This is a genomic window from Enterobacter cloacae complex sp. (assembly GCF_900322725.1).
In the GTDB taxonomy this organism is placed as follows: domain Bacteria; phylum Pseudomonadota; class Gammaproteobacteria; order Enterobacterales; family Enterobacteriaceae; genus Enterobacter; species Enterobacter quasihormaechei.
The window spans coordinates 2,728,076-2,753,120 of the sequence record NZ_LT991957.1; the positions used below are offsets into that span (position 1 = coordinate 2,728,076).

At 59.0% G+C, this 25,045-nt stretch carries 23 protein-coding genes; 15 read left to right on the forward strand and 8 right to left on the reverse strand.

The genetic code is table 11. The features are described from left to right. Positions 1–34 precede the first annotated feature (34 nt). The 4 genes from DBR02_RS13570 to DBR02_RS13585 are packed head-to-tail and all read left to right on the forward strand — an operon-like array spanning position 35 to position 6,512. Positions 35–256 (forward strand): DUF1427 family protein, encoded by a 222-nt coding sequence (locus tag DBR02_RS13570; protein ID WP_003863054.1) that lies wholly within the window; start codon positions 35–37, stop codon positions 254–256. Then, on the forward strand, positions 253–513 hold the full coding sequence (locus DBR02_RS13575; protein ID WP_107534616.1) for a XapX domain-containing protein: 261 nt from the start codon (positions 253–255) through the stop codon (positions 511–513). Before DBR02_RS13570 ends, DBR02_RS13575 begins: the two co-directional genes overlap by 4 nt. A gap of 23 nt (positions 514–536) precedes the next feature. Continuing rightward, positions 537–917 (forward strand): response regulator transcription factor, encoded by a 381-nt coding sequence (locus DBR02_RS13580; RefSeq protein ID WP_107534617.1) that lies wholly within the window; start codon positions 537–539, stop codon positions 915–917. 9 nt (positions 918–926) lie between these two features. Next, a complete protein-coding gene (locus DBR02_RS13585) occupies positions 927–6,512 on the forward strand; it encodes a trifunctional serine/threonine-protein kinase/ATP-binding protein/sensor histidine kinase (RefSeq protein WP_107534618.1) in 5,586 nt (1,861 codons plus the stop codon). 3 nt (positions 6,513–6,515) lie between these two features. Here DBR02_RS13585 and DBR02_RS13590 read toward each other — a convergent pair whose 3' ends face one another. Then, positions 6,516–7,133, reverse strand: coding sequence for a response regulator transcription factor (locus DBR02_RS13590; protein WP_063867328.1), 618 nt, complete (start codon positions 7,131–7,133; stop codon positions 6,516–6,518). A gap of 322 nt (positions 7,134–7,455) precedes the next feature. Between DBR02_RS13590 and DBR02_RS13595 the strand changes: the two genes are divergently transcribed. Then, positions 7,456–8,061: an ATP-dependent Clp protease proteolytic subunit gene (locus tag DBR02_RS13595; protein ID WP_063450782.1), complete on the forward strand. Its 606-nt coding sequence runs from the start codon at positions 7,456–7,458 to the stop codon at positions 8,059–8,061. Positions 8,062–8,195: 134 nt separating this feature from the next. Then, a complete protein-coding gene (locus DBR02_RS13600; protein WP_107534619.1) occupies positions 8,196–9,317 on the forward strand; it encodes a ribosomal protein uL16 3-hydroxylase in 1,122 nt (373 codons plus the stop codon). Between the two features lie 38 nt (positions 9,318–9,355). Here DBR02_RS13600 and DBR02_RS13605 read toward each other — a convergent pair whose 3' ends face one another. Continuing rightward, on the reverse strand, positions 9,356–9,544 hold the full coding sequence (locus DBR02_RS13605) for a hypothetical protein (RefSeq protein ID WP_047363975.1): 189 nt from the start codon (positions 9,542–9,544) through the stop codon (positions 9,356–9,358). Between the two features lie 219 nt (positions 9,545–9,763). On the opposite strand from DBR02_RS13605, the gene DBR02_RS13610 reads away from it, so the two are divergent. The 3 genes from DBR02_RS13610 (at position 9,764) to foxA (ending at position 13,320) form a co-directional block, all read left to right on the forward strand. Next, on the forward strand, positions 9,764–9,997 hold the full coding sequence (locus DBR02_RS13610; RefSeq protein WP_003863067.1) for a DUF2171 domain-containing protein: 234 nt from the start codon (positions 9,764–9,766) through the stop codon (positions 9,995–9,997). A 139-nt stretch (positions 9,998–10,136) separates the two neighbouring features. Further along, positions 10,137–11,090, forward strand: coding sequence for an AraC family transcriptional regulator (locus tag DBR02_RS13615; RefSeq protein WP_107534620.1), 954 nt, complete (start codon positions 10,137–10,139; stop codon positions 11,088–11,090). 121 nt (positions 11,091–11,211) lie between these two features. Next, positions 11,212–13,320: a ferrioxamine B receptor FoxA gene (gene foxA / locus DBR02_RS13620; RefSeq protein ID WP_107534621.1), complete on the forward strand. Its 2,109-nt coding sequence runs from the start codon at positions 11,212–11,214 to the stop codon at positions 13,318–13,320. Positions 13,321–13,413: 93 nt separating this feature from the next. Here the strand turns inward: foxA and DBR02_RS13625 are convergent, their stop codons facing one another. Continuing rightward, positions 13,414–14,829 carry an aminotransferase-like domain-containing protein gene (locus tag DBR02_RS13625; RefSeq protein WP_107534622.1) on the reverse strand — a complete coding sequence of 472 codons (1,416 nt, stop codon included), beginning with the start codon at positions 14,827–14,829 and terminating at the stop codon, positions 13,414–13,416. 176 nt (positions 14,830–15,005) lie between these two features. On the opposite strand from DBR02_RS13625, the gene DBR02_RS13630 reads away from it, so the two are divergent. Next, positions 15,006–15,167 (forward strand): DUF1127 domain-containing protein, encoded by a 162-nt coding sequence (locus DBR02_RS13630; protein ID WP_107534623.1) that lies wholly within the window; start codon positions 15,006–15,008, stop codon positions 15,165–15,167. Between the two features lie 45 nt (positions 15,168–15,212). Here the strand turns inward: DBR02_RS13630 and pdxR are convergent, their stop codons facing one another. Then, complete coding sequence (gene pdxR / locus DBR02_RS13635; RefSeq protein ID WP_107534624.1) at positions 15,213–16,601, reverse strand: MocR-like pyridoxine biosynthesis transcription factor PdxR; 1,389 nt, start codon at positions 16,599–16,601, stop codon at positions 15,213–15,215. Between the two features lie 101 nt (positions 16,602–16,702). On the opposite strand from pdxR, the gene DBR02_RS13640 reads away from it, so the two are divergent. From DBR02_RS13640 to DBR02_RS13655, 4 genes are all read left to right on the forward strand, one after another. Next, on the forward strand, positions 16,703–17,182 hold the full coding sequence (locus DBR02_RS13640) for a carboxymuconolactone decarboxylase family protein (protein ID WP_010427243.1): 480 nt from the start codon (positions 16,703–16,705) through the stop codon (positions 17,180–17,182). Between the two features lie 215 nt (positions 17,183–17,397). Next, the gene (locus tag DBR02_RS13645; RefSeq protein ID WP_063867344.1) at positions 17,398–17,868 is read left to right on the forward strand and encodes a MarR family winged helix-turn-helix transcriptional regulator; all 471 of its coding nucleotides are present in this window, start codon (positions 17,398–17,400) and stop codon (positions 17,866–17,868) included. Beyond that, positions 17,865–18,932 carry an HlyD family secretion protein gene (locus DBR02_RS13650; protein ID WP_107534625.1) on the forward strand — a complete coding sequence of 356 codons (1,068 nt, stop codon included), beginning with the start codon at positions 17,865–17,867 and terminating at the stop codon, positions 18,930–18,932. The genes DBR02_RS13645 and DBR02_RS13650 overlap by 4 nt, the downstream gene beginning before the upstream one ends. After that, positions 18,922–19,998 carry a DUF2955 domain-containing protein gene (locus tag DBR02_RS13655; RefSeq protein WP_063867348.1) on the forward strand — a complete coding sequence of 359 codons (1,077 nt, stop codon included), beginning with the start codon at positions 18,922–18,924 and terminating at the stop codon, positions 19,996–19,998. Before DBR02_RS13650 ends, DBR02_RS13655 begins: the two co-directional genes overlap by 11 nt. Here the strand turns inward: DBR02_RS13655 and DBR02_RS13660 are convergent. From DBR02_RS13660 to DBR02_RS13670, 3 genes are read right to left on the reverse strand one after another with little or no spacing between them, the layout of a single operon-like run. After that, entirely contained in the window at positions 19,995–21,266 is a 1,272-nt protein-coding gene (locus DBR02_RS13660) for a DUF445 domain-containing protein (RefSeq protein ID WP_107534626.1), read from the reverse strand. The two genes, DBR02_RS13655 and DBR02_RS13660, sit on opposite strands and share 4 nt — an antisense overlap. A gap of 3 nt (positions 21,267–21,269) precedes the next feature. After that, the gene (locus tag DBR02_RS13665) at positions 21,270–21,923 is read right to left on the reverse strand and encodes a LysE family translocator (protein ID WP_063867352.1); all 654 of its coding nucleotides are present in this window, start codon (positions 21,921–21,923) and stop codon (positions 21,270–21,272) included. 47 nt (positions 21,924–21,970) lie between these two features. Beyond that, the gene (locus DBR02_RS13670) at positions 21,971–22,714 is read right to left on the reverse strand and encodes a helix-turn-helix transcriptional regulator (RefSeq protein WP_107534627.1); all 744 of its coding nucleotides are present in this window, start codon (positions 22,712–22,714) and stop codon (positions 21,971–21,973) included. Positions 22,715–22,867: 153 nt separating this feature from the next. Here DBR02_RS13670 and DBR02_RS13675 point away from each other — a divergent pair, with 153 nt between their 5' ends. Further along, positions 22,868–24,238 carry an NAD-dependent succinate-semialdehyde dehydrogenase gene (locus DBR02_RS13675; protein ID WP_107534628.1) on the forward strand — a complete coding sequence of 457 codons (1,371 nt, stop codon included), beginning with the start codon at positions 22,868–22,870 and terminating at the stop codon, positions 24,236–24,238. 179 nt (positions 24,239–24,417) lie between these two features. On the opposite strand, the gene DBR02_RS13680 is transcribed toward DBR02_RS13675, so the two are convergent. Continuing rightward, entirely contained in the window at positions 24,418–24,963 is a 546-nt protein-coding gene (locus tag DBR02_RS13680) for a YfaZ family outer membrane protein (RefSeq protein ID WP_063450766.1), read from the reverse strand. Positions 24,964–25,045: the final 82 nt, after the last annotated feature.

Here is a 25,045-nt window from a genome sequence, read left to right on the forward strand (position 1 = left end):
CCGGCTCGCCGCGCCTTTTTCTCTGGAGTTCTCAATGAGTACAGGGTTGATATCCCTCGCGGCAGGCGTATTGATTGGCCTGATGTACGCCGTGCTGAAGGTGCGGTCCCCCGCGCCGCCCGCGCTGGCGCTGATTGGCCTGCTGGGCATGCTGGCAGGCGAACAGGCGATGCGTCATCTTTTATCCCGCGATAATCCGGCTGCCGTGCAGGTGACGGTTCCCCACGTTCAACACCCGACCGGAGCGTCATCATGAAGGCCTGGATTATTTCGCTGGTGTGCGGGGTCGTGGCTGGGGTACTTTACGCCCTGCTTGACGTGCATTCTCCGGCGCCGCCGGTCGTCGCGCTGCTAGGCCTGTTCGGCATGCTGGTGGGTGAACAGCTGCTCCCCATTGGGCGTCGTCTGGTGAGCCGCGAACCGCTGACCCTGGCCTGGTTTCGTCATGAATGCGTACCGAAAATCAGCGGTACTGCGCCCCCCGCGCCCGCGAAGGAAAGCCGCGACGCGTAACGATTTGTTTGAGGAAAGACAGCATGACGCTGCCGTGGCGCATTGCCATCATCGATGACGAACGCTCTGTTCGCAGCGGGCTCAGTAATCTGCTGCAATCGGAAGGGTATGCTACCGATACCTTCGATTCGGCAGAGGTGTTTTTAAGCCACCCTCTCGCCCTGACCGGCGCGTCGCTGGTGATCGCCGACATCAAGCTGCGCGGCATGAACGGCATCGAGTTGTTTGAGAAGCTGCGGTTGCTGGCCGCGCCGCCGCCGCCAATACTGTTTATCTCCGGCCATGCTGATGAAAATATGCAGCGGTATGCACTCAGTCTGGGCGCCGCTGCATTTTTGCGTAAGCCGATTAACATCGATATTCTGCTGGATCATATTCAGCGGGAGCTGACCCGCCGACAATAAGGATCGCGGATGAACGAACATACGTCGCCTGCATTTTGGCCCGCCCGGGGAAGTCTCCATGAAGGGCGGGCTTTTGTTCTGAAAGAGGATGTTATTTTTACCGTGCTGGCGCAGGAGGGCGGCATCTCCTGGATGAACGCGCGGCATCCCCAGTCCGGCGGTTCGTTTATTATTGCCACCGCGGTCAGCGATGAAGAAGAGGAGCGGGCAACCCGCCTGCTGAAGAACGAGTTTGCCCTGCGCGATCGGCTTCATGACGGCTGGGCCATCCGGCCCGTCGCTTCTACCCAGTACCGCGGACGTTTTGCGCTGGTCTACGCGCCGTTCTGCTTTGAACTGCTGGCGTGCCGGGCAGGTAAGGCGATTTCCGGGATCGCCCGCTTTATTGAGATGGCAATCCGCATCTGCGGTCCCCTGCGCCAGATGCATCTGCACAACCTGATCCACGGCGATATCAAACCCGGGTCGATCTTCATTCACCATGACGCCACCTGCCGTCTGTGCAGCTTTGGCCTCGCCTGCGGCACCTCCGACGCGTTCTCCCAGACCCGGCTTGCCGCGTCTGGCGGCACGCCCGCCTACATGTCACCGGAACACACCACCCGTACCCGGCGCGCCGTCGACAGCCGGAGCGATCTCTACAGCCTGGGTATCGTGCTGTATGAACTTCTGACCGGGCGATTACCGTTTGAACTGAGCGCGGATGACCAGACCAGCTGGGCGCATTACCACATTGCCTCTGAGCCGCTTGCGCCGGACCGGGTGCGCCCGGATGTCCCCGGCATGCTGTCGACCATCATCCTTAAGCTGCTGGAGAAGAATCCGGAGAACCGCTATCAGACCGTCGACGGGCTGATTGCCGACCTCAGGCGCTGCCAGGCGACGCTGACCGTTGAAGGCGAAATTGTCGACTTTATTCCCGGCCAGCAGGATCGCTCTCCGGCGATCCATCTGGCCGATTCGCTTTTTTCCGCTCATCCGCAGGCCAGCGACGTCATCGCCGCGTTTGAGCGGGTGAGCCAGAGCGGTGCGCCGGAACTGGTTACGATTGGCGGACCGTCGGGGATCGGCAAATCTTCCGTGATCGCCACCACGCTGAAATCGCTGCAACAGCGCAAGGTGCTGCTGGCGGTGGGCAAGGTCGATCAATATTCCCCCACGCTGCCCTACGGCGTGCTGAGTTCGGCGTTTCGGACGCTCACGCTGCACCTGCTCGGGCTGCCAGCCGGGGAGGTGGCGACGTGGAAGATCCGCCTGACGCGCGCGCTGGAAGGCTACGAGGAGCTGGCCGTCAGCCTGGTGCCGGAGCTGAATTTACTCCTGGAGAACAAACCGCGTTTCTCAGCGGATACGTTTTCCATCGACGCGCGGGCGCGCTTCAGCCATATGGTGCTGGCGCTGGTGAAAACCTTCACCACCCAGGGCACGCCGCTGGTGCTGCTGCTGGATGATGTGCAGTGGATCGACGTCGCCAGCCTGCAAACGCTCGATCACCTGCTGCGTACCTGCGGCGCCATTCCGCTGCTGGTGGTGGTGGCGCACCGCGACCTCAGTTCGCTTTCTGACCCCAGCTTGCAGACCGCGCTGGCGAGTCTGCCGGAAGCGGCGCAGCACGCCACGACGATCGTTCCGCAGCCGCTGTCGGTGAAGGCCGTGGCGCGCTGGCTCGGAGGAATTTTTCATGCCCGCAGCGCCGGCACCACCGATCTTGCCAAGCTGATCCATGAAAAAACCGGCGGCAACCCGCTGTTCGTGCAGGAATTTTTCCGCCGCATCGTCGATGACGGGCTGATAGTGCACAACAAATATCAGGGTAAATGGCATTACGATCTTCAGGCGATCCGCGCCCGGCACTACACCGAAAACGTGGTGACGCTGGTGCTGGAACAGCTCAAGGAGATGCCTGACGAAACGCGCCGTCTGCTGGGCAGCATCGCCTGCCTCGGCTGTACGGGCGAGCTGGAGATGCTGTGCCGCGTGGTGGGGCTGTCGGCGGCGGAAATCCGCTACGCGCTTCACCCGGCGGTGACCGCTCAGCTGATTGTGCTGACGGAAAAAGAGTACGCCTTTACCCACGATCGGGTGCAGGAAGCCGCCTTTGCCCTGCTGGATGAGGGCGAGAAAAGTCATCTGCACCTGACCACCGCCAGCCTGCTGGCGGACGCCGCGCGCCAGGCGGCAGGCAATGAGCTGCTGTTCCGCGCGGTTCACCACGTCAGCGCCGCGCTGGACTGCATCCAGCCTGCGCCGCAGCGCCAGAAATTCCGTGAGCTGAGCCTCCAGGCCGCGCGGCGTGCGAAGCGTACCGGGGATTACCTCTCCGCCCTGAGCTATATCCAGACCGCCAGAGCGCTGGGGAATGCGGGTCCGGTCTCGGACTTTATGCTGGATATCGAAGAGGCGGGCTGCGAGTTTGCGCTCGGGCACCTGGAGCGTACGCGCGCGCTGTGCGATACGATCCTCGGCTCACCGGGCGGGCTGACGGAGAAAGCGCTGGCGGCCAACCTGCTGGCGGAAGTCTATATGCGCCAGTCGGAGATCCGCCTGGCGCTGGAGGCCTCGTTGTGCTGGCTGGGCGTGTTCGGGATCCAGGTCAGCCGCTATCCGGAAAATGCCGATTGTGACGAGGCCTGGCAGCAGTTCTGCGAACGCATCGCCGACGCGCCGCAGAACCCGTTTTCTCAGCTGACGCTGATGAAGAATGCAGAGACTGAAGCGGTAATGAACCTGCTTTACAGCGCCAGTATGTTCGCCAGCTTTACCTGCCCGCGGCTGCACTTTTTACTCCTGTGCCGGATGATGCACCTCACGCTCGACCACGGCATTACCGGGGCATCCACCACGGCGATGGCCTGGTTTGGCGTGCTGATTGGCCACCGCTACGCCGAATACCGTCTCGGGTTTGAGTACGGCACGCTGGCTCGCGAGCTGGTAAACCGCCACGGCTATGATGCTTATGAAGCCAAAACCCTGCTGCCGCTCGACCAGCTCAGCGTCTGGACCCAGCCGCTGTCGTACACTATCGAGTGCGCGAAAGCCTGTTTTACCTCAGCGGTGACGCACGGCGACACGACGATGGCCTGCTTCGCAGCCTGTCATCAAATCATTAACTTCCTCTCCCGGGGCGATCATCTGGACGGCGTGCTTACCAGCATCGATCGCGGTCTGGCCTTCGTGCGTAAAACGGATTTCCAGGACATTGAAACCGTTCTGCACATTCAGCGCCGCTACGTGGAGTTTTTACGCACGCCGGTGACGGGCACCTGGAGCGCCGCCCAGGCGCTGCCTGACGATCTGCTGCCCGCACCGCCGGAGCAGGCGCCCGAGCAAACGTCGACCATGCTGTTCTGGTACTGGCTCTATCGCGGGATGGCGCACTTTACCTGCGGCGAATATGCCGACGCGCAGGCGGATTTAGAGATGGCGGGCTGGTATGCGTGGTCCGCGCCGGGCCATATCCATCTGCTGGATTACCATCTTTACAGCGCGCTGGCCCTCTCGCGCCAGCTCACGCCGGAGACCTTTTCGGCGGATTATCGCCGCAGCATTCATCACCACTACGACAAAATTGCCCTCTGGGCGCGGATCAATCCGGGCACGTTTGCCGATAAAGAGGCGCTGATTTACGCCGAAATCGTCCGTCTGGACGGCATGAACAGCATCGCGCTGGAGCAGTATGAAAAGGCGGTGCGCCTCTCGCGGGAGGGCGGGTTTAACCCGATCAATGCCCTGGCGCACGAGCTGGCGGGGCGTTTCTCGCTGGCCTGCGGCTACCCGACCGCCTCCGACGCCCATTTCCGCGGGTCGATTGCCGCCTGGGGCCGCGCCGGGGCGCAGGCCAAGGTGCGCCAGCTGGAGCAGGATTTCCCGCACCTGCTGGCCTCCGGGCAGAGCCGGGCGTATGAGTCGGTGGCGTTCGCCCAGGACGAGGTGATCCGCGATTTACAGAGCGTCATCAAAGCCTCGCGCGCCCTGTCCGAAGAGATTAACCTCGAACGCTTAATCGAAAACCTGATGACGCTGCTGCTCGAACGGGCCGGGGCGCAGCGCGGCCTGCTGCTGCGCGTCAGCGATAATCATATACCGGAAATTGAAGCCAGCGCCTGGACCAGCACCGACGGCGTGCGGGTGCGCATCGTGAAAGAGTCACCGATGGCGACGGACATGCCGCTGTCGGTGCTGGCTGCGGTGATCCGCACCGGGCAGGAGATCCGCACCGGCAAGCCGGAGGCGTTCCACCCGTTCAGCCAGGATCCGTATCTGGTGACGTCCGGCGCTGCGGTGATGTGCGTGCCGATGTTCAAGCAGGCGCGGCTGGTGGGCGTGCTGTATCTGGAAAACCGCCTGATGCCGGAGGTGTTTACCGCCGAGCACTCGCGCGTGGTCAGCCTGCTGGGCGCGCAGGCGGCGGTTTCGCTGGAGACGGCGCGGCTTTACGCCGAGCTGCTGGCGGAAAACATCCACCGTCGGCGCGTAGAGAAAGAGCTGCGCGCCAGCCAGACGTCCCTCATGCTGGGGGAACAGATCAGCCACACCGGCAGCTGGCGCTGGGAGCTGGCGCAGGATCTGATGTTTATCTCCGAAGAGTACGCCCGCATTCTCGGCCTGCCGGAACAGCAAAAAATGCTGTCAATGGCGGAGTTTTTGACCTACGTCCATGAGGACGACTATGGCCGGATTGGCGCCCTCGTTAACCAGAGCGTGCGCGACGGGCTGTCCATGCGCGCGGAGTTTCGCATTATCCGCACCGACGGCTCCGTGCGCTACATTCTGGGGATTGGCGATCCGGTGGGCGTGGGCAGCGAGGTGAACGAGTATTACGGCATCATCACCGACATCACCAGCCAGCGGGCGGCGGAGGATGCGATGCGGGTGGCGCAGGCGGATCTGGCGCGGGTGTCCCGGGCCACCACCGTCGGGCAGCTGACCTCCTCGATCGCCCACGAGATCAACCAGCCGCTGATGTCGATTGTCTCGAACGCCGGGGCGAGCCTGCGCTGGCTTGGCCGCGATCCGGCACGGCTCGACAAGGTGCGCGAGGGGCTGGAGGAAATCGCCGCCGAGGGCGAGCGGGCGGGGGAGATCATCCGCAGCATTCAGTCCCTGACCCGCAAGCAGGATCCCACGCTTACGCGCATCGATCTGCACTTCCTGATCCACCATATTATTATGCTTTCCCGCAGCGAGCTTGAGCTGCGACACATTAGCGTTGATTACCTTTTGAACGCTCATGACAGTTTTATTATTGGCGACAGCGTGCAGATCCAGCAGGTGCTGCTTAACCTGGTGATGAACGCGGTGGAAGCGATGGCGGAGATAAAAGATCGCCCGTGCAGCATCACGATCTCCACCGCGAACGGCATTGAAGGAAAGGTGATCTTCGAGATTGCCGATACCGGCAGCGGCATTGAGCCGGAGCTTACCGAGCGGATCTTCGACTCGTTCTACTCCACCAAGGCGCAGGGAATGGGGATGGGGCTGACCATCAGCGCCAGCATCATTGAGCGGCACCGGGGAAAACTGAGCGCGCGCCGCAGGGAGCCGCACGGCACGGTGTTTGCTTTCGCGCTGCCGCTTGCCGGCCCGGAGGCGTAAGGGTTATTCCACGGTTTGGCTTTGGGTCAGGCGCTCGACGGCCCTGACCAGCTCGGCCACGGAACGAACCTGCATTTTCTCCATCACCCGGCGGCGGTGCACTTTTACCGTTATCTCGCTGACGCCCAGCTCGGCGGCGATCTGCTTGTTGAGCTTGCCGATGATGGCAAGCTCAAGCACCTCACGCTCGCGCGGGGTGAGGGACATATGGCGCTGCTTCAGGGCGTAGTGCTCTTTGTTGCGCACGGCGTTGTTTTCCGCCAGCTGAAGGGCGGATTCAATGGCGTCGAGCAGCGCGCTGGATTCGACGGGCTTGGTGAGAAATTCATAAGCCCCGCCTTTAATGGCGCGCACCGACATGGGAATAGTGCCGTGGCCGGTGAGAAAGATAATCGGGATCTCGCGTCCGCTGTCTTTCAGCGCGTCCGCCACTTCAAAACCCGAGATGGCGGGCATTTGCATGTCGAGGATCACGCAGGAGGGCAAATCGTCAAAGGGGTGCTGAAGAAAGGCTTCTGCCGAGGAAAAGCCAAGGGCGTGTAAATCCGCGGATTCCAGCAGCCTGATAACGGACTGCCTGACTGCATCATCGTCATCAACCACATAAACTATGTGTTCCATTCACCGCCCCGGTGTGCGCTCAGTAAATCATTGAGAATAAAAACGGCCCCGAAATGAACGTAAGGGACTGTTTGCTATGCTCATTCATACTAACACATTAATTATCATTATCATTTATCAATATGAAGATGATATGAAAGTGTAATAAAAATGTGGCGATTTAGTTAGTATCGAAACGCTGTTTTTAGAGACTTTCCGGTTGCGGAACCCGAACGCCCGCAAGGCGATATGCATCTTAACCCGCGATGTTTTTGAGTGAGGACGGAGACGGGTAAAACAGGCTACACTCTGGTTTTGAGCGCGACAAGCTGAGGACATAACAATGCACTACACACTGAAAAGCAGTGACGATAAAGAAAAAGCGGAAGGAACGACCGGCGCGGGCGCTCTACAGCAAAAACTGCTGGAATCCCGTTCGATTGTCATCTCCGGCGAGATTAACCAGGAGCTGGCCCAGAAGGTCATCACCCAGCTGATCCTGCTGCAAAGCGTCAGTAACGATCCGATCAAGCTGTACATCAACAGCCAGGGCGGCCACGTGGAAGCGGGCGACACCATCCACGACTTCATTAAGTTCATCCGTCCGGAAGTGCACGTGATCGGCACCGGCTGGGTGGCGAGCGCCGGGATCACCATCTTCCTGGCAGCGAAAAAAGAGCACCGCTACTCGCTGCCGAATACTCGCTTTATGATCCACCAGCCGCTGGGCGGCGTGCGAGGTCAGGCGACGGATATCGAGATCGAAGCGCGCGAGATCATCCGCATGCTGGAACGCGTGAACAAGCTGATTGCTGACGCCACCGGCCAGCCGCTGGAGAAAGTGAAGAAAGACACTGACCGCAACTTCTGGATGTCGCCGGCGGAAGCGCTGGACTACGGGATTGTGGGCAAGCTGATTACCCATTATGACGAGCTGAACCTGGATTAAGTTTTAGCCCGCGCGTGCGTCGGGTGACGGCTTCGCCATACCCGACCTACGCGCGCTCGTTTGACCCATGACAAGTTCCCCCCCAGCCGTCTCCCCTATAATCGCGCCTGTTTACCCTCTCACTGGTGCTAACCATGGCGTATCAACTGAACCTGAACTGGCCGGAATTTCTTGAAAAATACTGGCAAAAACAACCCGTTGTGCTGAAAAATGCCTTCCCGAATTTTGTCGATCCGATTACGCCGGACGAGCTGGCGGGTCTGGCGATGGAGCCGGAAGTCGATAGCCGCCTGGTAAGCCATGCCAACGGCAAGTGGCAGGCGAGCAACGGTCCGTTTGAGCATTTCGATAACCTCGGTGAAACCGGCTGGTCCCTGCTGGCGCAGGCGGTGAACCACTGGCATATGCCCGCCGCCGAACTGGTGCGTCCGTTCCGCGTGCTGCCGGACTGGCGTCTTGATGACCTGATGATCTCCTTCTCCGTTCCGGGGGGCGGCGTGGGGCCGCATATCGATCAGTACGATGTGTTTATCATCCAGGGGATGGGCAGCCGTCGCTGGCGCGTGGGTGACAAGCTGCCGATGCGTCAGTTCTGCCCGCATCCGGCGCTGTTGCATGTCGATCCGTTTGAGCCGATCATCGACGAAGATCTTGAGCCGGGCGATATCCTCTATATTCCGCCTGGATTCCCGCATGACGGCTTCACCCATGAAACCGCGCTCAACTACTCCGTCGGCTTCCGCGGGCCGAACGGCCGCGATCTGATCAGCAGCTTTGCTGATTACGCGCTGGAAAACGATCTGGGCGGCGAGCACTACAGCGATCCGGATCTGACCTGCCGCGAACACCCGGGCCGCGTCGAGCAGTATGAACTCGATCGTATCCGCCAGATGATGATCGACATGATTAGCAAACCGGACGATTTCACGAAATGGTTTGGCAGCTTCGTCTCCACGCCGCGTCACGAGCTGGATATTGCCGCCGCCGAGCCGCCGTATTCAGCGGAAGAGGTGCTCGACGCGCTGCAAGGGGGCGAAACGCTCTCCCGCCTGAGCGGGCTGCGCGTGCTGAACGTCAACGGCAGCGTCTTTATTAACAGTGAACAGCTGGAAACGGCGGATATGAACGGGGCTGACGCGCTGTGCCGCTACACCGAGCTCGGCCAGGCCGAGCTGGGCGACGCGCTGAATAATCCGGCGTTTGTGGACGAGCTGACAGGATTGATTAACCAGGGCTACTGGTTCTTCGACGAGTAACAGCAGGCGGCGTTTAGTCAGCCTAAACGCCGCTACGTTCAAACCAGCATGTTACACGCCTTCCAGTAGTTCAAAAGTCGCTCGTCGTCGCGCTCTTTCTCCGCTTTGATTTTCATCGCCTGGGCCAGATTCTCTCGCGATACCTCATGGCCTTTTTGCACGATGTCTAAGACCGCTTCACCAAGAGCCAGCGAAATTTCTGCCCGATTATTGTTGCGAATCGTCATAAATACCTCCTCGTTGGTTGCGATAATTTAATTATGAACGGGAAATAATCAGTCGGTAATAATTCATCTCATTCTTATTTTTTCAATTCGGCGTTAAATAGACATAATATTTCATTCTGTCAATGATGTTTCAAAATGCTAATAAGCCTTTTAAGCCTGAATTTATGCGCTACAGTTAATTTCGTGCAACAGGCAAATAACCGAAACAGGAGAATGATTATGGTAGATAAAAGCGCAATTAAGGATCACACTCAGGTTGTCGCCAGCTGCGGAACGCACGTCGGGGTTGTGGACCATTTAGACGGTGAGCGTATCAAGCTTGCGAAGAGCGACCCGGAATCGGGCGGCAAGCACCACTTTATTCCTCTCGGCTGGGTCGATAAGGTCGAAGATAATAAAGTTGTCCTGACCAAAAACCATAAAGAGGTTTTTGCTGAGTGGCAAGAAGCATAAAATATATTTCTCGTTAAGAAATATATACCTTCGCTCCGGCTTTGTCCGGAGCGTAATAGTGTCTGCGCCCGGTGATTGCTGACATGGCAAAGGGATGGTACTGTTTTGCCTGACCTTTCCCCGATGCAGGCCCCGAATTATGCTCCAGAGTGAAAATAGATCAGCGAAACGCCTATTTTTTGTTGAAGATTTTCAGATATTCGGCGAGCGCTACGGCATCGACTACCGTTTCCCGCTGTTAAAAGGGGAGCAGGTCAGCGGCAGCCCGGTGTTGCAGGGGAATGTGGAAGAGATGACGCTCTCGTCCGGCATTTCGCTGACCCACTCCGACGTGCATGTATTACAACCCTACGAAACCACATCCCGCCACAGCAGCCCGCTCTATATGCTGGTCGTCCTGGAAGGGTGCGTTACGATCGCGCTCAATGGTATCGACTATCACGTGCGTCCCGGCATGGCGTTCAGCGCCCGTCTGAGTGAGGAACAGGTGATGAGCGCGCGTCACGACGCCGACAGCTCGCTGAAAACGCTCTCGTTTGGCGTGTACCCGCATGAAGCCGGGCGTGAAGCCCTGCTTGAGTCGCTGCTGCTGGAATGGCAAAACCTGAATACACCCACGTTTGTCTGGCACGTTCCCGAGTTTGTTATGTCAGGCATTCAGCATGCGCAGCAGCAGAGGGGAAGCGTGCTCGCGCGGAAGCTATTGCTGGAGGGGCTGATGTACCAGCTGCTCGGCTACGGCCTGAATCAGCGCCAGCAGCCTTGCCCGAGCCGCCCTGATCATGCGCGTCTGGAACGCGTGCGGAGCATGCTGGAACAATCTCCTGAACGGGATCATACTCTCGCGCAGCTGGCAGCCCTGGCTGCAATGAGCCCAAGCAGCCTGCGCAGCAAGTTCCGTCAGCGCTACGGCTGTACGCTTTTCGATTATCTCCGCGACTGTCGCCTTGCGCTGGCGCGCCGCTATCTGCTGGAGGGCCACAGCGTGCAGCAGGCGGCCTGGATGTGCGGGTATCAGCATGCCACCAACTTCGCCACCGCGTTTCGTCGTCATTACGGGATTTCTCCGGGCGACGTGCGCAAACTCCGCTAACGTAATTTCGCCCATCGCGCGAACGCATCCCGTGCGGTTTAGCATCGCGCATACGTAACCTGGCGGCGCGCATAGCCGTTTGCACTCTCAAAAAGGTAATAATTCTTATTAACAATAAGAAATATCTCTGGAGAGGGTTATGTTTGCTAAATCGCGTCTGGCACTGCTGGTGGGATGGGTTACCGGTAGCGTCGCTTTTCCTTTACTGGCGCAGGATGCGCAAAAAACTGACACCGTGGTGGTGACCTCGCAGATGCAGTCTGCGGCCACCAAGCTTGAAACGCCGGATATTGAAACTCCGCAGTCGGTCTCTATCGTCACGCGCGAGCAGTTCGAAGAGCAGGGCGCAACCAGCGTGCGTCAGGCCGTGAGCTACACGCCGGGGGTCTACAGCAACCAGATTGGGGCGTCTAACCGCTTTGACTACATGGTGCTGCGCGGCTTCTCTGACGGCAGCCTGGACAACGTCTACCTGGACGGCCTGAAGATGATGGGCGACACCAACTCCCACAGCTCGCTGGTGGTTGATCCGTGGTTCCTGGACAGTATCGAAGTCGTACGCGGCCCGGCCTCCGTGCTCTATGGCCGTTCATCGCCGGGCGGGATTGTGGCGCTTACCTCCCGTAAGCCATCGTTCGATCCGGGCGGGGAGATCAAGCTCTTTGCCGGAAACAATAGCCAGCGTGGGGCGATGTTCGACGTCACCGGCCCGGTTGATGATAACGACCGCGTGGCGGTGCGCCTCAGCGGGATGACCCGCTATGCCGATTCCCAGTTCGATCCGCTGAAGGAAGAGCGTTACGCGCTGATGCCGAGCCTGACCTGGCGTATCACCGATAACACCCGTCTGGATCTGATGGCCTACCTGCACCGCGATCCGGAAGGCGGCAGCCACTCCGGCCTGCCGTATGAGGGCACCGTTGTGCCGCACAGCGGGAAGAAAATCTCCAACACGTTCTTTGAAGGTGAAGACGATTACGACAAGTACGATCGTCGGGAAAACATGGTCGGCTATAACCTTGAGCACCTGTTTGACAGCGGCTGGTCCGTGCGCCAGAAGCTGCGCTACCTGCACACCAAAGTGGAGCTGAACCAGGTGTATGCCGCAGGCTGGCTGAATGACACCGAGCTGAACCGCGGCTATTCCGGCTCCGACGAGAAGATGAATGCTATCACCCTGGATAACCAGGTCGACGGCAGCTTCGACACCGGGGCGGTAAACCACCGCGTGCTGATCGGCATGGACTACCAGGACCGCACCAACAACGTGACCGGCTACTACGGCGGCTTCCCGCCGATTGACGCCTTCCACCCGGTTTACGGCGCAAAGCCGGACTACATCACCCAGTACAGCAGGGAAAAGCATAAGCTTCGCCAGACCGGTTACTACCTACAGGATCAGATGTCCGTTGACCGCTGGCGCCTGACGCTCGGCGGGCGTTACGACCAGGTGAGCGTGTCGAACGTCGACAACTTCAACCACACCCGCAGCGATCTGGATAAAAACAACTTCAGCAGCCGCGCGGCGCTGCTGTATCTGTTTGATAACGGCGTTGCCCCGTACGTCAGCTACTCCACCGCCTTTACGCCGACCAGCTTTGCCGACGAGCAGGGCAATATCCTGGATCCGATGAAGGGCAAGCAGTGGGAAGCGGGTGTGAAGTATGAGCCGGAGGGGATGAATAGCCAGTTCAGCGCCTCGGTGTTCCGCATCAACCAGAAGAACATTGCCACCAAAGAGGAGCCGACCGATCCGTACCGTTCCATCGGTGAAATCGAATCTGAAGGCGTTGAGCTGGAGGCGATTGGTCAGCTGACCGACAGCCTGCGCATGCAGGCGGCGTATACCTACACGGATATTCGCTATAAGAAGAGTAGCCCGGAAGAGGAGGGCAAGCGCGCCGTCTATGCCCCGCGTAACATGGCCAGCGCCTGGCTGAGCTACGACGTCAAAACCGGCCCGCTGGACGGCCTGACCATCGGCTCCGGCGTGCGCTATGTCAACGGGATCGCCAGCGATCGCCAGAACACCCATACGCTTCCGTCGTACACGCTGGTGGACATGGTCGTGGGGTATGACCTGTCGAAAGTGGGGCTCACGGGCGTGAGTGCGCAGCTGAACGTCAATAACCTGACGGACAAAAGCTACGTTGCGGCGTGTAACTCACTCTCTTACTGTTATTTCGGCGCAGAACGCAGCATTGTGGGCAGCGTTTCGTGGAAGTTCTGAGTCGTTGATTTTGCCGGGTGGCGGCTTCGCCTTACCCGGCCTACTCTATCCCGTAGGCCCGGTAAGCGTAGCGCCACCGGGCAAAAAAACGTACTACTCCTCCATAGCAATCACAATCGCTTCACCCATCTTTTTCAACGCCTCGCGATGTTTATCCGTCGGCGGCAGCGCCACGTTGATCCGCAGGCAGTTGCGGTACTTCCCTGATGCGGAAAACAGCGACCCGGCCGCCGCCTGGATCTTCAGCCGACACAGCTGCTTGCTGACGCACACCATATCCACCGTCTCCGGCAGCTCGACCCACAGCAGAAAGCTTCCCTGCGGGCGCGTGACGCAAATTTCTGCCGGGAAATATTGCCGCACCCAGCAGGTGTAGGTTTCCATATTGTGCTGATAAATCTGGCGCATACGGCGCACGTGGCGATGGTAATGGCCGTCGCGAATAAACGCCGCCACCGCCATCTGGGTGCCCGGCACGTTAAACCCGCCCGCGGCGTACTTCATGTGCATCACCCGGTCGTAATAGCGCCCCGGGACAATCCAGCCGACGCGCAGGCCCGGCGCCACGGTCTTAGTAAACGAGCTGCACAAGATCACGCGGCCATCAATGTCCATCGAGTGAATAGTGCGCGGGCGCGGGTACTCCGCCGCCAGCTCGCCGTAAATGTCATCCTCCACAATCACGATATCGTGCCGCTGGGCGAGCGCCAGCACCTGCTTCTTGCGCGCTTCCGGCATGATAAACCCGAGCGGGTTGTTGCAGTTGGGCACCAGGATCACCGCCTTGATCGGCCACTGCTCCAGCGCCAGCTCGAGCGCCTCAATGCTGATCCCGGTCTCGGGATCGGTAGGTATTTCAATCGCCTTGATGTCAAACCCGCGCAGCATCTGCATGGTGCCGTGAAACGACGGGGACTCCACCGCCACGATGTCCCCCGGTTTACACACCGAGAGCAGGGCGATCGACAGCGCGCCGTGGCAGCCGTTGGTGATGACAATCTCGTTTGCCGCGACGGTAGAGCCGCCGTCCAGCATCAGGCGGGCGATCTGTTCGCGCAGCTCAAGGCGGCCATCGAGCACGTCATAGCTCAGCATCTCGCTCGGGTTATGCTGCGCAAGGCGGCTCATCTCGCGCCACAGGGGCTTCAGGCTTGGCTGGTTAATATCCGGAGAGCCGCCGCCAAACGAAATCATCTCTTTGTCGGCGCGGGCGTCCAGCAGCATCATCACCTCATCCCACTGGGTGACGTCCACCGGGCGCTGCACCGGGCGCGTCATCGCCGGAACGGGCGGCTGGGCTTTGCGTTTCGAGACAAAATAGCCGGAGCGCGGCTGGGGGGTGATCAGCTGAAGGTTTTCGAGGATCTGGTAGGCCTGCTGTATGGTGCTGATGCTCACGCCGTGCTCCTGGCTCAGGGCGCGCACCGACGGCAGACGCTCGCCGCTGCGATACAGCCCTTGTTCAATGCGTTCTGCCAGAAGGTTGGCGAGGTGTTGATAGCGCGTCATGCTGTATCCTTTATTTTCACCATACAGATTGTTAAACCAGTACAGATTGCCGCAAAAAACGGCATGCAGATACCGTTTTAGCGGATCTGTATGTTAAACAAAAGTTGTTTTTGCATCTGTATTGCGCAGGCCGATTTCCAGGATGATAACCCCACTGGCACAGTGAGGAGAGCATCATGGAATTCTACGAGAACCGTTCAAAACGTCCGTTCGTCGTGTTTGTCTGGATCGGCAAAACGATCCGCAACTGGTATCGCATCAACCGGACCCGCCGCATCCTGAGCCAGATGAGCGACGAGCAGCTCAGGGACGTAGGGTTATCGCGACATGATGTATAACGCGGATCGTAGGCCGGGTAAGGCGCAGCCGCCACCCGGCGATGTTCAGCTCAACAGTTCAAGCGTCTGCCGTTTCGGCCTTTCCAGTAAATCCACCGCCTCCTGATACGTCCGCACGTTGTTATAGCCCATTACCAGCCCGTAGCGTTTGCCCGAGCCGCGATACCACGCCGAGAGGGCATTTACCTGGAGCTGGTGTTCCTGCCAGCAGCGGGCGATCTCCCGGTCCGCGCTTCCCTTTGCGAGGAACGCGACAATATGCATCCCGCCGTCGTTTTGTTCGGTGAAGAACAGGTCACCATAGACCTCACGCAGGGCGGCTATCATCCAGTCGCGGCGGGTCTGATAGAGGGCACGCATCTTCTTGAGGTGGCGAAAAAAATGCCCCTCGTTGAGAAACGCGGTGAGGATCTTTTGCGTCAGCACCGGCTGGCCGCTGGTGAGGATGTCCGCGCAGTCGGTAAACGCGTCGACAGTGCTGGCGGGCATCACCACGTAGCCCATGCGCAGCGACGGCATGATGGTTTTACTGAAGGTGCCCATAAAGATCACCCGGTCGTGCTGGTCGAGGCTTTTCAGCGACGGCAGCACCTTGCGGGTGTAGTGAAACTCTCCGTCGTAATCGTCTTCAACGATCCACGCCTCGTTCTGGCTGGCCCAGTCGAGCAGCTGCTGCTTGCGCGGCAGGGAGAGCGTTACCGCCAGCGGGCTCTGGTGCGACGGGGTGACAATGGCGAAGCGGGCATCGGGGTGATTGCGCAGCAGGTAGTCCGTATCCATCCCTGCGCGATCGACCGGCACGGTGTGCAGGCGGGGCACAATCCGCTTGAGCAGTTGCTGGCCCATAAAATAGCCCGGATCTTCAAACACCACCTTGTCGCTGCGGCTGGCGAGCGTGTCGAGGATCAGGCGCAGGCTGCCGCTGTAGCCGCTGGTAATCAGCACCTGTTCCGCAGTGCAGGATAACCCGCGCGAGATATTCAGGTAGCGGGCAATCGCCTCGCGCAGCGGATACCAGCCCAGCACCGGCGGATTGAGCATTTCATCCTGACGCATGGCGCGCGTCGCCTGGCCCGCCAGCAGAAGCCATTTTTTGTAGGGGAAGCTGTCGAGCGCGGGAATGCCGGGACGCAAAAAACCGGCCCGTTCGAGCTGGCTAATCAACGACGGTGGCAGCGTGCCGGTCGCTTGTTCTGCGGGGGCGTTTTGCGCGGGCAGCAGAAGATCCGGGTTCACCCGCGTCCCGCGCGCGCCCTGGCTTACCAGATACCCTTCCCCCGTCAGAATGGCATAGGCCGTTTCAACGGTTTTTCGCGCGACCTTCAGCTCTTCCGCCAGCACGCGGATGGCAGGCACCTTGTCGCCGGGCTTCAGCACGCCGCGCGTGATGTTATCGCGGTAGCGGGTATAAATCTCGTGATAGCCCGGCTTCATGTCCTACCTCATTTCATGTTTTTTGTGTCTTTTTACTATGTCATTAACGGCGTAGATTTGCCTCATCGCATGACAAAAACGGCAAAAAAAGAGGAAAGACAATGAGCACTCGCGTAAACCACCACAAAGCCACACCTGCACTCGCCAACGCGCTTTCCGCCCTGAGCATGGAAGTGGCGAAAACCTCCATTGACCCGGCGCTGAAGCACCTGATCGACATCCGCGTGTCGCAGCTGAACGGCTGTACCTTCTGCCTGGATATGCATTCGAAAGAGGCCAAAATTGCCGGCGAGCGCGAGCTGCGCCTGTACCATCTGGCGGCGTGGCGCGAATCCCCGCTGTTCAGCGCCCGCGAAAAAGCCGCGCTGGCTTTCACCGAAGCGCTGACCCAGATTGGCGTACACGGGGTGAGCGACGCGCTGTACCGCAGCGTGGCGGAGCACTTCTCGGACGTGGAGATTTCAGAGCTGAACTTCGCCATTGTCGCGATCAACGCCTGGAACCGCCTGGGCATTACCTCCCGCATGGAGCCGGGCTCGCTGGATGCGGCATATGGGCTGAATAAGGCTAATCTGGAATAATCCCGATAACGTTGCGCTTACCGGGCCTACAGTGCGGCCTGATCCCCTCACCCTAACCCTCTCCCCAAAGGGGCGAGGGGATTGATCCGTGCATATCATTCAGCCCACCCTGAGAGGGCGAACTCTCTTTCGCAATTCCTGCGCTTTAACTTCTCGTTTCTTGATACTTACCCTGATAACTATTATCGTAATGGCGTATTACGAGAGGATTTCCCATGCGTGAAGAAGATCTGTTTAGCCGCAGGCCGATGGGCATGCGGATGGCGATGATCGTGCGTCAGTGGCGCGCCGTCATCGACGACGCCATTCTCGACACCGGGCTAACCCAGTCGAGCTGGACGGTGATGATGCAGCTTCATCAGCTCGGGGATAACGTCTCGGTCAGCGAGCTGGCGGAAGTGCAGGGTATCGAACTGCCCCCGCTGATGCGCACGCTGACGCAGCTGGAAAAGCAGGGTTATCTGCTGCGCACCGTCTCGCCATACGACAAGCGTATCCGGCTGCTGACGCTGACGCCCGAGGGCAAAGCCATCCTTGAAAGGCTTACTCAGGTGATCGAGACGTTTCAGGCGCGCGTATCGCAAAACATTGCGCCGGAACATATCGACATTTTCAGCGCCACACTCAATCAAATCGCCTGCAATTTGCGGACAATCCGCGAAGAAGATAATAAGACCGAAAAATAATGACTCCTGAACAAAAGTTTGCCCGCTGGGTAAGGGTGAGTATTGCCTCTTTCCTGCTGATGTTTGTCTACTTTATCGTCGCGGATATCTGGATCCCGCTGACGCCGGACTCCACCGTGATGCGCGTGGTGACCCCGGTGTCCGCGCGCGTCTCAGGCTATGTGGCGGCGGTACATGTCCACAATAACAGCCAGGTCAAGAAAGGCGATCTGCTGTTTGAGCTCGACCCCACGCCGTTTCGCAATAAGGTCGAAGCGGCGCAAATCGCGCTGGAGCAGGCGCGTCTGTCTAACGATCAGCTGGATGCGCAGATTGCCGCGGCGCAGGCCAGCCTGAAAACCGCCGTGCTGACGGCGCGTAACGACAAGGTGACCTTCGACCGCTACCAGAAACTGAGCACCTTGCAGAACGTGTCGCAGGCGGATCTGGATAAAGTTCGCACCACCTGGCAGAGCAGCGAGCAGTCCGTTAGCTCGATTCAGGCGAATATTCATAACCTGCGCATTCAGCGCGGCGAGCGGGACGAGCACCGTAACGTGACGCTGCAAAAATACCGTAACGCGCTGGATGACGCGGAGCTGAACCTTGGCTGGACGAAGGTCTACGCCGAGGCGGACGGTACGGTCAGTAATTTGCAATTAAGCCCCGGTTTTTACGCCTCGTCCGGTTCGGCCGCGCTGGCGCTGGTGAACACCCAGACCGATATCGTGGCGGATTTCCGCGAGAAGAGCCTGCGTCATACCCACCAGGGGACGGACGCTGCCGTGGTGTTTGACGCCTTCCCGGGGCAGGTCTTCCGCGCCCACGTGACCAGCAGCGACGCGGGGATCCTCGCAGGCCAGGAGGCGGTGAACGGCCAACTCTCTGAACCGGAAACGTCCAACCGCTGGGTGCGTGATGCCCAGCGTATGCGCATTCACGTGGCGCTGGATGAAGCCTTACCGAAGCCGCTGCCGACCGGCGCACGCGCCACCGTGCAGCTCTATAATAGCGAAGGGCCGTTTGCGCGATTCTTCTCCGGGATGCAAATCCATCTGGTGAGCCTGCTTCACTATGTCTATTAGCACCCTGGCGCGGGTCTTCACCCCGCACGGCAACATTGTCTACACGGCAAACGACTTTCGCCAGACCCTGCGCATCGTCTTCGCTGGGATGATTGCGCTGAGCATTTCGAGCTTCTACAACACCAGCTACGGCGTGTTCTTCGTGGTCTACCCGATCATGCTCCTCTCGCTGGTGCCGGTATTTAACCGTCACGTGGCGAAGCAGTTTATCTTCAGCGCGTCGCTGAACTGCGTCGAAATGGTGATTATCATCGGCTATTTATCGCAATGGCCGGTCATTATGACGCTGGTGGTGTTCGCCCTGTACGTGATGCGTTTTCGCTTTATGAGCAAGGGGCCGCTGTTCCTGTTCGGTTCAATGGGCGTGGTATGCCAGAGCGTGATGCTCAACTTTATGAGCTACCCCACCACTAACTGGCACACGCTTTTGTTCTCTAACATCGAAGCGAGCGTGATGGCGGTGTGTCTGAGCGCGCTGATGAATTACCTGCTGCCGGACGTTGAGCCGCGTAAGCCGCCGCCGCTGATCGAGAAAAACGATGCCCGCGTGCGCCATGAGTCGCTGCTCTCCGGCACCGTGGCGACGCTGATTTTCGTGGTTTTCCAGATAAGCGATCTCAGCGATTCCCTGTCGGCGCTGATGGCGGGCATTCTGATCCTGTTCCCGATGCACTATCGCGGCTCGGTGATCAGCTCTATCTGGCGCGTGGTCGGCGTGGTGCTGGGGTGTCTCTATATCCTTGTCGTTCAGCTTATTCTGTACGATCACAGCAGCCATATGCTGCTGATGATGCCGCTGATCGGCCTTGGGCTGGCGTTTGGGGCACGTCTGCACGTGATGGAGAAGGTTGGCGCCGGGGTAGGCTTCGCCAGTATTACCACCATCGGCATCATGTTCGGACAGAACATGCACCCGGACAGCGACCTGGTGTTCAGCGATCTGTACCGCATCACCTCCGTCACCTTCGCGCTGGTGGTCACCCTGACGATGGTCTTTCTGGTGCACCTGATCCTGAACCGCTTTGAAGCGACGCGCTACGTTATCGCGCCGCCAAAAGCGGATTAGTGCGCCAGCACGGCGGGCAGTTGCGAGAGTAAAAACAGGATCAGGCCAATCGTCCCGCCCACTAATGTGCCGTTGACGCGGATAAACTGTAGGTCTTTGCCTATGTTAAGCTCGATCTGACGTGACATATCTTTGGCGTCCCAGCTTTTCACCGTGTCGCTGATATGGCGCGTCAGGAACGCCGCAAAATCCGGCGCGACGCGGTGCGCCGCCTGTTCCAGATGCTCGTTCAGCGACGCGCGCAGGCTGGCATCATTCGACAGCGTCTCACCAAACCACAGCCCGGCGTTGGCAATGCGCTGCTTCACGCGCGAGTCCTCGCTTTGCATATCCGCCTTTAGCCACTGGCGAAGGTCGGCCCACATTTCACCCAGATAACGGTTAAACGCTTCATCATTCTTCAGATAGTGCTTAATGTTGTCGGCTTTGGCCGCCATCTCCGGGTCGTTTTTCAGGTTGTCGATAAGCTTCAGCGTGGCACGGTCAAATGCCCGGCGGATCTGGTGCGTACGGTCGTGGCTGATATCGTCCAGCAGCGTGTTAACCGCGTTCGACACCATCTCTGCGCTCTGATCGCCCAGCCACTCGGTGGGCAGCACCATCGCTTTGCGGGGGTGCTCGGTCTTCAGCCAGTGGACAATCTGGTCAGAGATAAACTCCCGCGTGCTTTCCCGCTGAATCAGCGTAATCAGGCGGTTGATGATGGCGTCCAGCAGCACCTGATGGCGGTTGTTTTTAGTCATGCTTTCCAGCATCACGGCGCTGGTTTCGGTGAAATCGACCTTGTCGATAGCCTTATGCACCGCGCGTTTGAGCAGGCGCTGAATGCGCCCGTCGTCGGTCAGCTCAAGAAAACCGCTCATCACCTGCATCAGATGCAGCCCGACGCGCTGGGCGTTGTCGGGCTTGCTGAACCAGGCACCAATCATCTGCGCCGGCTCGTAGCGGCGAATTAACGCGACCAGCGACTGGGTATCCAGAAACTTCTCCTGCACGAACTGACCGAGATTGTCGCCAATCCGATCCTTATTGCGCGGGATGATTGCCGTATGGCGTGAAATGAACGGAATGGGCACCCTGCGAAACAGCGCGACGACGGCAAACCAGTCCGCCAGCGCGCCGACCATTGCCGCCTCGGCAATGGCCTTCACGCCGCGTACCCAGAAGGTCTGCGGCAGGAACAGGGTGGTGATAAAGGCCGCAGCGGCAATCAGCAGCAGCGACAGCGCCAGAAGCTTGGCGCGTTTGAGTTCAGCTATTTTTTCCATGGGTTAAGGATAGAGGGAGACGGGGGGAATGTGCAAAAACCGCCACAGCACCCACCCACCAAACCCCATTAGCACCACGCCCGCCGTGCGCTCAATCCACCACAGCGAACGGCTAAGCTTCTGTTGCACCGCCGATAGCCCCATCATCGACACCAGTGCCAGATCCCACACCAGCACCACCGTCACCATCCAGACGCCGCACGTTGTCTGCTGAAGCAGCGTGACGTCCGGACCGAGTAACGCCGTCATCAGCGCCAGGTAGAACAGCGCGTTCTTCGGATTTAACAGCGCCGACCCCAGCCCCAGCAGGATCTGCTTCATCAAAGAAGGGCACCGCTGTCGGGTTTCTGCAAGCGCCAGCGCCTGCGGTTGGCTGCGCACCAGATGCGAGCCGATCCACAGCAGATACAGCGCCCCGCAGAGCTCTATCAGCGTAAACAGCCAGGCAAACTGGCGCAGTGCGCTCCAGCCGATAATCACCAGTAAGATATACAGCCCGTTACCCGCGGCGATACCGAAGCACAACCCGGCGCTGCCGCGCAGTCGGTAGCGCGCGGCGTAGCCCACCAGCAGGAAGAAGTCCGGGCCCGGGCTTAACAGGGCGACAAAATGCGCCAGCGCCAGGGCGAGAAAAGCGGAAGGGAAGAACAGTTCCATAGCAACCTCGGTTAACAATCTGAGGTCAGCCTACGGTGATGCAAACGCTATTTATTGTCAGATATTGATCGGCCTGTCGCATACTGACGCGGCGTGGCCGCGGTATAGCTGACAAAGGTCTTATGAAAATGGCTCTGGTCGGCAAACCCGCTCTGGTAGCCGACGTCGGCAATGTCGTCTCCGGCACGCAGCCGCGCTTTGGCGAACTCCACGCGGGAGACGTTGAGAAAGCTGACCGGCGTCAGGCCGGTGTCCTGCCGGAAGGTGCGGATCAGCGTCTCTTTGCGCAGCGAGAATCGTTGCGCAAGTTCGTCAAGCGAAGGTGGTGCGGCCAGGTCGGCAAGAAATGCCTGCTGAAGGTGCTGACTGGTAGAGCGAAGCGCGTCTGCGTTTTCCACGCAGCGGGGAAGAGCAGAAAGTAGCGTGTCCACGGATGCAGGTGACATCGTCTCAACAACATCAAGGTAGCGCTTGAAGAGCGCAGGGTCGCGAATCACCTGGAACGCCACGGGAAGATCGGTGTCGATATAGAGCATATGGTAGCTGCGCGGTTGCCCGTTGACGGGGTTGCAGCTGTGCGGCGCGTAAGCCGGGATGACAATGAGATCGCCGGGGTTCAGGATAGACTCTCTGCCATGACTGACGCAGCAGGTCTGGCCTTCCATAATCGCGCCGATGGAGAGCTGCGGATGACAATGACGTTTGTACGCCCGGGTGCTCTGCCACGTACTGCGCAGCTCAAGACCTGCGGCGCGATGAAAGGTCTGGCGGATGTGGCGGGTATCGGTCATAAGAGCTCCAGTGATGAGCTTTTTTTATACCATGTATGCGTCTGCCCTGGCAGCGTCTTACTAAGAACCTTCCGTATATACCCAACTTTACCTTCATAGCCAGTCACATTGACTACCCTTAATACCCTAAGCGGTAAAACAAGGAGATTCGATATGGCTTACCAGACAGTAAATCCTGCCACCAACCAGCTCATCAAAGAATACCCCTCACATACCGACGCGGATGTAGAAGCGGCGCTGAAGGCGGCCGATGCGCTCTATCATTCTGACTGGGCCAAAGGCGACATCAGTCAGCGCCTGCCGGTACTGCATAAGCTTGCCGACCTGATCGACGAGCGCACCGAGGAGCTGGCGAAAATTGCCAGTCAGGAGATGGGTAAGCTCATCGAACAAAGCCGCGGCGAAGTGAAGCTGTGCGCGCAAATTGCCCGCTACTATGCGGACAATGCGAAGCAGTTCCTGGCCCCGGTGAAATATCCGTCTGAACTCGGGGAAGCGTGGGTGGAACATCACCCCATCGGCGTGCTGATGGCCGTAGAGCCGTGGAACTTCCCGTACTATCAGCTGATGCGCGTTCTGGCGCCAAACCTGGCGGCAGGTAACCCGGTGATCGCCAAGCACGCCAGCATCGTGCCGCACTGTGCCGAGACCTTTGCCCATCTGGTACGTGAAGCGGGCGCGCCGGAAGGGGCGTGGACCAACCTGTTTATCTCGTCCGATCAGGTAGCAAACGTCATCGCCGACGATCGCGTACAGGGGGCGGCGCTGACCGGTTCTGAAAAAGCGGGTAGCGTGGTTGCGGCGCAGGCAGCGAAGCACATCAAAAAATCGACCCTTGAACTGGGCGGGAACGACGTATTCGTGGTGCTGGACGATGCGGACCTGGAGAAGGCCGTGAAGATCGGCGTTAACGCGCGGCTTAATAACGCCGGGCAGGTCTGTACCGCAGCGAAGCGCTTTATCCTGCACGAGAGCATCGCAGACGCGTTCCTCGAGAAATTCACCGAGGCGTTTAAGCAGGTGAAGATTGGCGATCCGCTGGACGAAAGCACCACGCTGGGGCCGCTGTCGTCGAAAGACGCGCTTGAAACATTGACCAAACAGGTCAACGAGGCGGTGAAAAACGGCGCAACGCTGCACTATGGCGGTAAACCAGTACAGCGTGACGGGAGCTTCTTCGAACCGACGATCCTGACGAATATATCGCGTGAGAACCCGGCGTACTTCGAAGAGTTCTTTGGCCCGGTGGCGCAGATCTACGTAGTGAAAAATGATGACGAGGCGGTCGCTCTGGCCAACGACTCGCACTACGGTCTGGGCGGCGCGGTGTTCAGCCAGGATATCGAGCGCGCGAAAAAAATGGCGTCGCGTATTGAGACCGGGATGGTGTACATCAACTGGCTCACCGATACGGCGGCAGAACTGCCGTTCGGCGGCGTAAAACGTTCGGGTTACGGACGCGAGCTGTCGGACCTGGGGATCAAAGAGTTTGTGAACCAGAAGCTGGTGGTTGTTCGCAAGTAATGTCGGAAATAAAAAAAAACCTGCCATCCGGCAGGTTTTTTATTAACAGTTTCATCGCCTTTCTTGCCGGGTGGCGCTGCGCTTACCCGGCCTACAATGTGCAATAATTTTACTCTATTGCACCCTTCATTGTAGGCCCGTGCAAGCGTAGCGCCGCCGGGCGAAACGGGCAATCAGTCTTAGAAGGACACGCCGCCGCCAACATATGCGCCGTCAATCAGCGTGTGGTTTGGACGACCGTCTTTGCCATCAACGCTCACGTGGCGGTAGCCCACTTTCAGCGTAACCGGTTTGACCGGGGTCCAGCTTACGCCGCCGTTAGCTTCAACGTAGTTCTTCACGCTGTTGTTCAGGCCGTCTGGCGCAACGTAACCTTCACCGAATACCCTGATGCTGTCGGTCAGGGCAACGTTCACACCGCCGCCTACCGGGAACGCCACGCCGTTATCGCCTTTCTTCGGGCCAACGTAGAGGGCCTTAGCGCCTGCGTTCAGCATCACCGGGCCGACCTCGAAGTTGTAGCCTGCACCCACGCCACCGGTCGTGGTGCCGTCGTCGGTGTTTTTCAGCCAGTTACCTTCGGTGTACAGACCAGAGGTAGATTTGCCCATTTCCACATTCAGGTTGGTAAAGTTTTTACCCTGCTCAATGCTGCCGCCCATTGCCAGTGCGGAGCCCGATACGGCGGTGAGAGCAGAAAGGATGAGAACGTTAAGCTTTTTCATGAGTGTTTCCTCGTCATCAAATTAATCTGAGGGCACCTTAACAAGGGATGTTTATGACTGCAAATGTGATGGGTATCGCAGT

Bases quoted from the DNA above. Each gene is read 5' to 3' on its own strand.
- DBR02_RS13570 (WP_003863054.1), top strand. From the start codon at position 35: ATGAGTACAGGGTTGATATCCCTCGCGGCAGGCGTATTGATTGGCCTG.
- DBR02_RS13575 (WP_107534616.1), top strand. From the start codon at position 253: ATGAAGGCCTGGATTATTTCGCTGGTGTGCGGGGTCGTGGCTGGGGTA.
- DBR02_RS13580 (WP_107534617.1), top strand. From the start codon at position 537: ATGACGCTGCCGTGGCGCATTGCCATCATCGATGACGAACGCTCTGTT.
- DBR02_RS13585 (WP_107534618.1), top strand. From the start codon at position 927: ATGAACGAACATACGTCGCCTGCATTTTGGCCCGCCCGGGGAAGTCTC.
- DBR02_RS13590 (WP_063867328.1), bottom strand. From the start codon at position 7,133: ATGGAACACATAGTTTATGTGGTTGATGACGATGATGCAGTCAGGCAG.
- DBR02_RS13595 (WP_063450782.1), top strand. From the start codon at position 7,456: ATGCACTACACACTGAAAAGCAGTGACGATAAAGAAAAAGCGGAAGGA.
- DBR02_RS13600 (WP_107534619.1), top strand. From the start codon at position 8,196: ATGGCGTATCAACTGAACCTGAACTGGCCGGAATTTCTTGAAAAATAC.
- DBR02_RS13605 (WP_047363975.1), bottom strand. From the start codon at position 9,544: ATGACGATTCGCAACAATAATCGGGCAGAAATTTCGCTGGCTCTTGGT.
- DBR02_RS13610 (WP_003863067.1), top strand. From the start codon at position 9,764: ATGGTAGATAAAAGCGCAATTAAGGATCACACTCAGGTTGTCGCCAGC.
- DBR02_RS13615 (WP_107534620.1), top strand. From the start codon at position 10,137: ATGCTCCAGAGTGAAAATAGATCAGCGAAACGCCTATTTTTTGTTGAA.
- DBR02_RS13625 (WP_107534622.1), bottom strand. From the start codon at position 14,829: ATGACGCGCTATCAACACCTCGCCAACCTTCTGGCAGAACGCATTGAA.
- DBR02_RS13630 (WP_107534623.1), top strand. From the start codon at position 15,006: ATGGAATTCTACGAGAACCGTTCAAAACGTCCGTTCGTCGTGTTTGTC.
- pdxR (WP_107534624.1), bottom strand. From the start codon at position 16,601: ATGAAGCCGGGCTATCACGAGATTTATACCCGCTACCGCGATAACATC.
- DBR02_RS13640 (WP_010427243.1), top strand. From the start codon at position 16,703: ATGAGCACTCGCGTAAACCACCACAAAGCCACACCTGCACTCGCCAAC.
- DBR02_RS13645 (WP_063867344.1), top strand. From the start codon at position 17,398: ATGCGTGAAGAAGATCTGTTTAGCCGCAGGCCGATGGGCATGCGGATG.
- DBR02_RS13655 (WP_063867348.1), top strand. From the start codon at position 18,922: ATGTCTATTAGCACCCTGGCGCGGGTCTTCACCCCGCACGGCAACATT.
- DBR02_RS13660 (WP_107534626.1), bottom strand. From the start codon at position 21,266: ATGGAAAAAATAGCTGAACTCAAACGCGCCAAGCTTCTGGCGCTGTCG.
- DBR02_RS13665 (WP_063867352.1), bottom strand. From the start codon at position 21,923: ATGGAACTGTTCTTCCCTTCCGCTTTTCTCGCCCTGGCGCTGGCGCAT.
- DBR02_RS13670 (WP_107534627.1), bottom strand. From the start codon at position 22,714: ATGACCGATACCCGCCACATCCGCCAGACCTTTCATCGCGCCGCAGGT.
- DBR02_RS13675 (WP_107534628.1), top strand. From the start codon at position 22,868: ATGGCTTACCAGACAGTAAATCCTGCCACCAACCAGCTCATCAAAGAA.
- DBR02_RS13680 (WP_063450766.1), bottom strand. From the start codon at position 24,963: ATGAAAAAGCTTAACGTTCTCATCCTTTCTGCTCTCACCGCCGTATCG.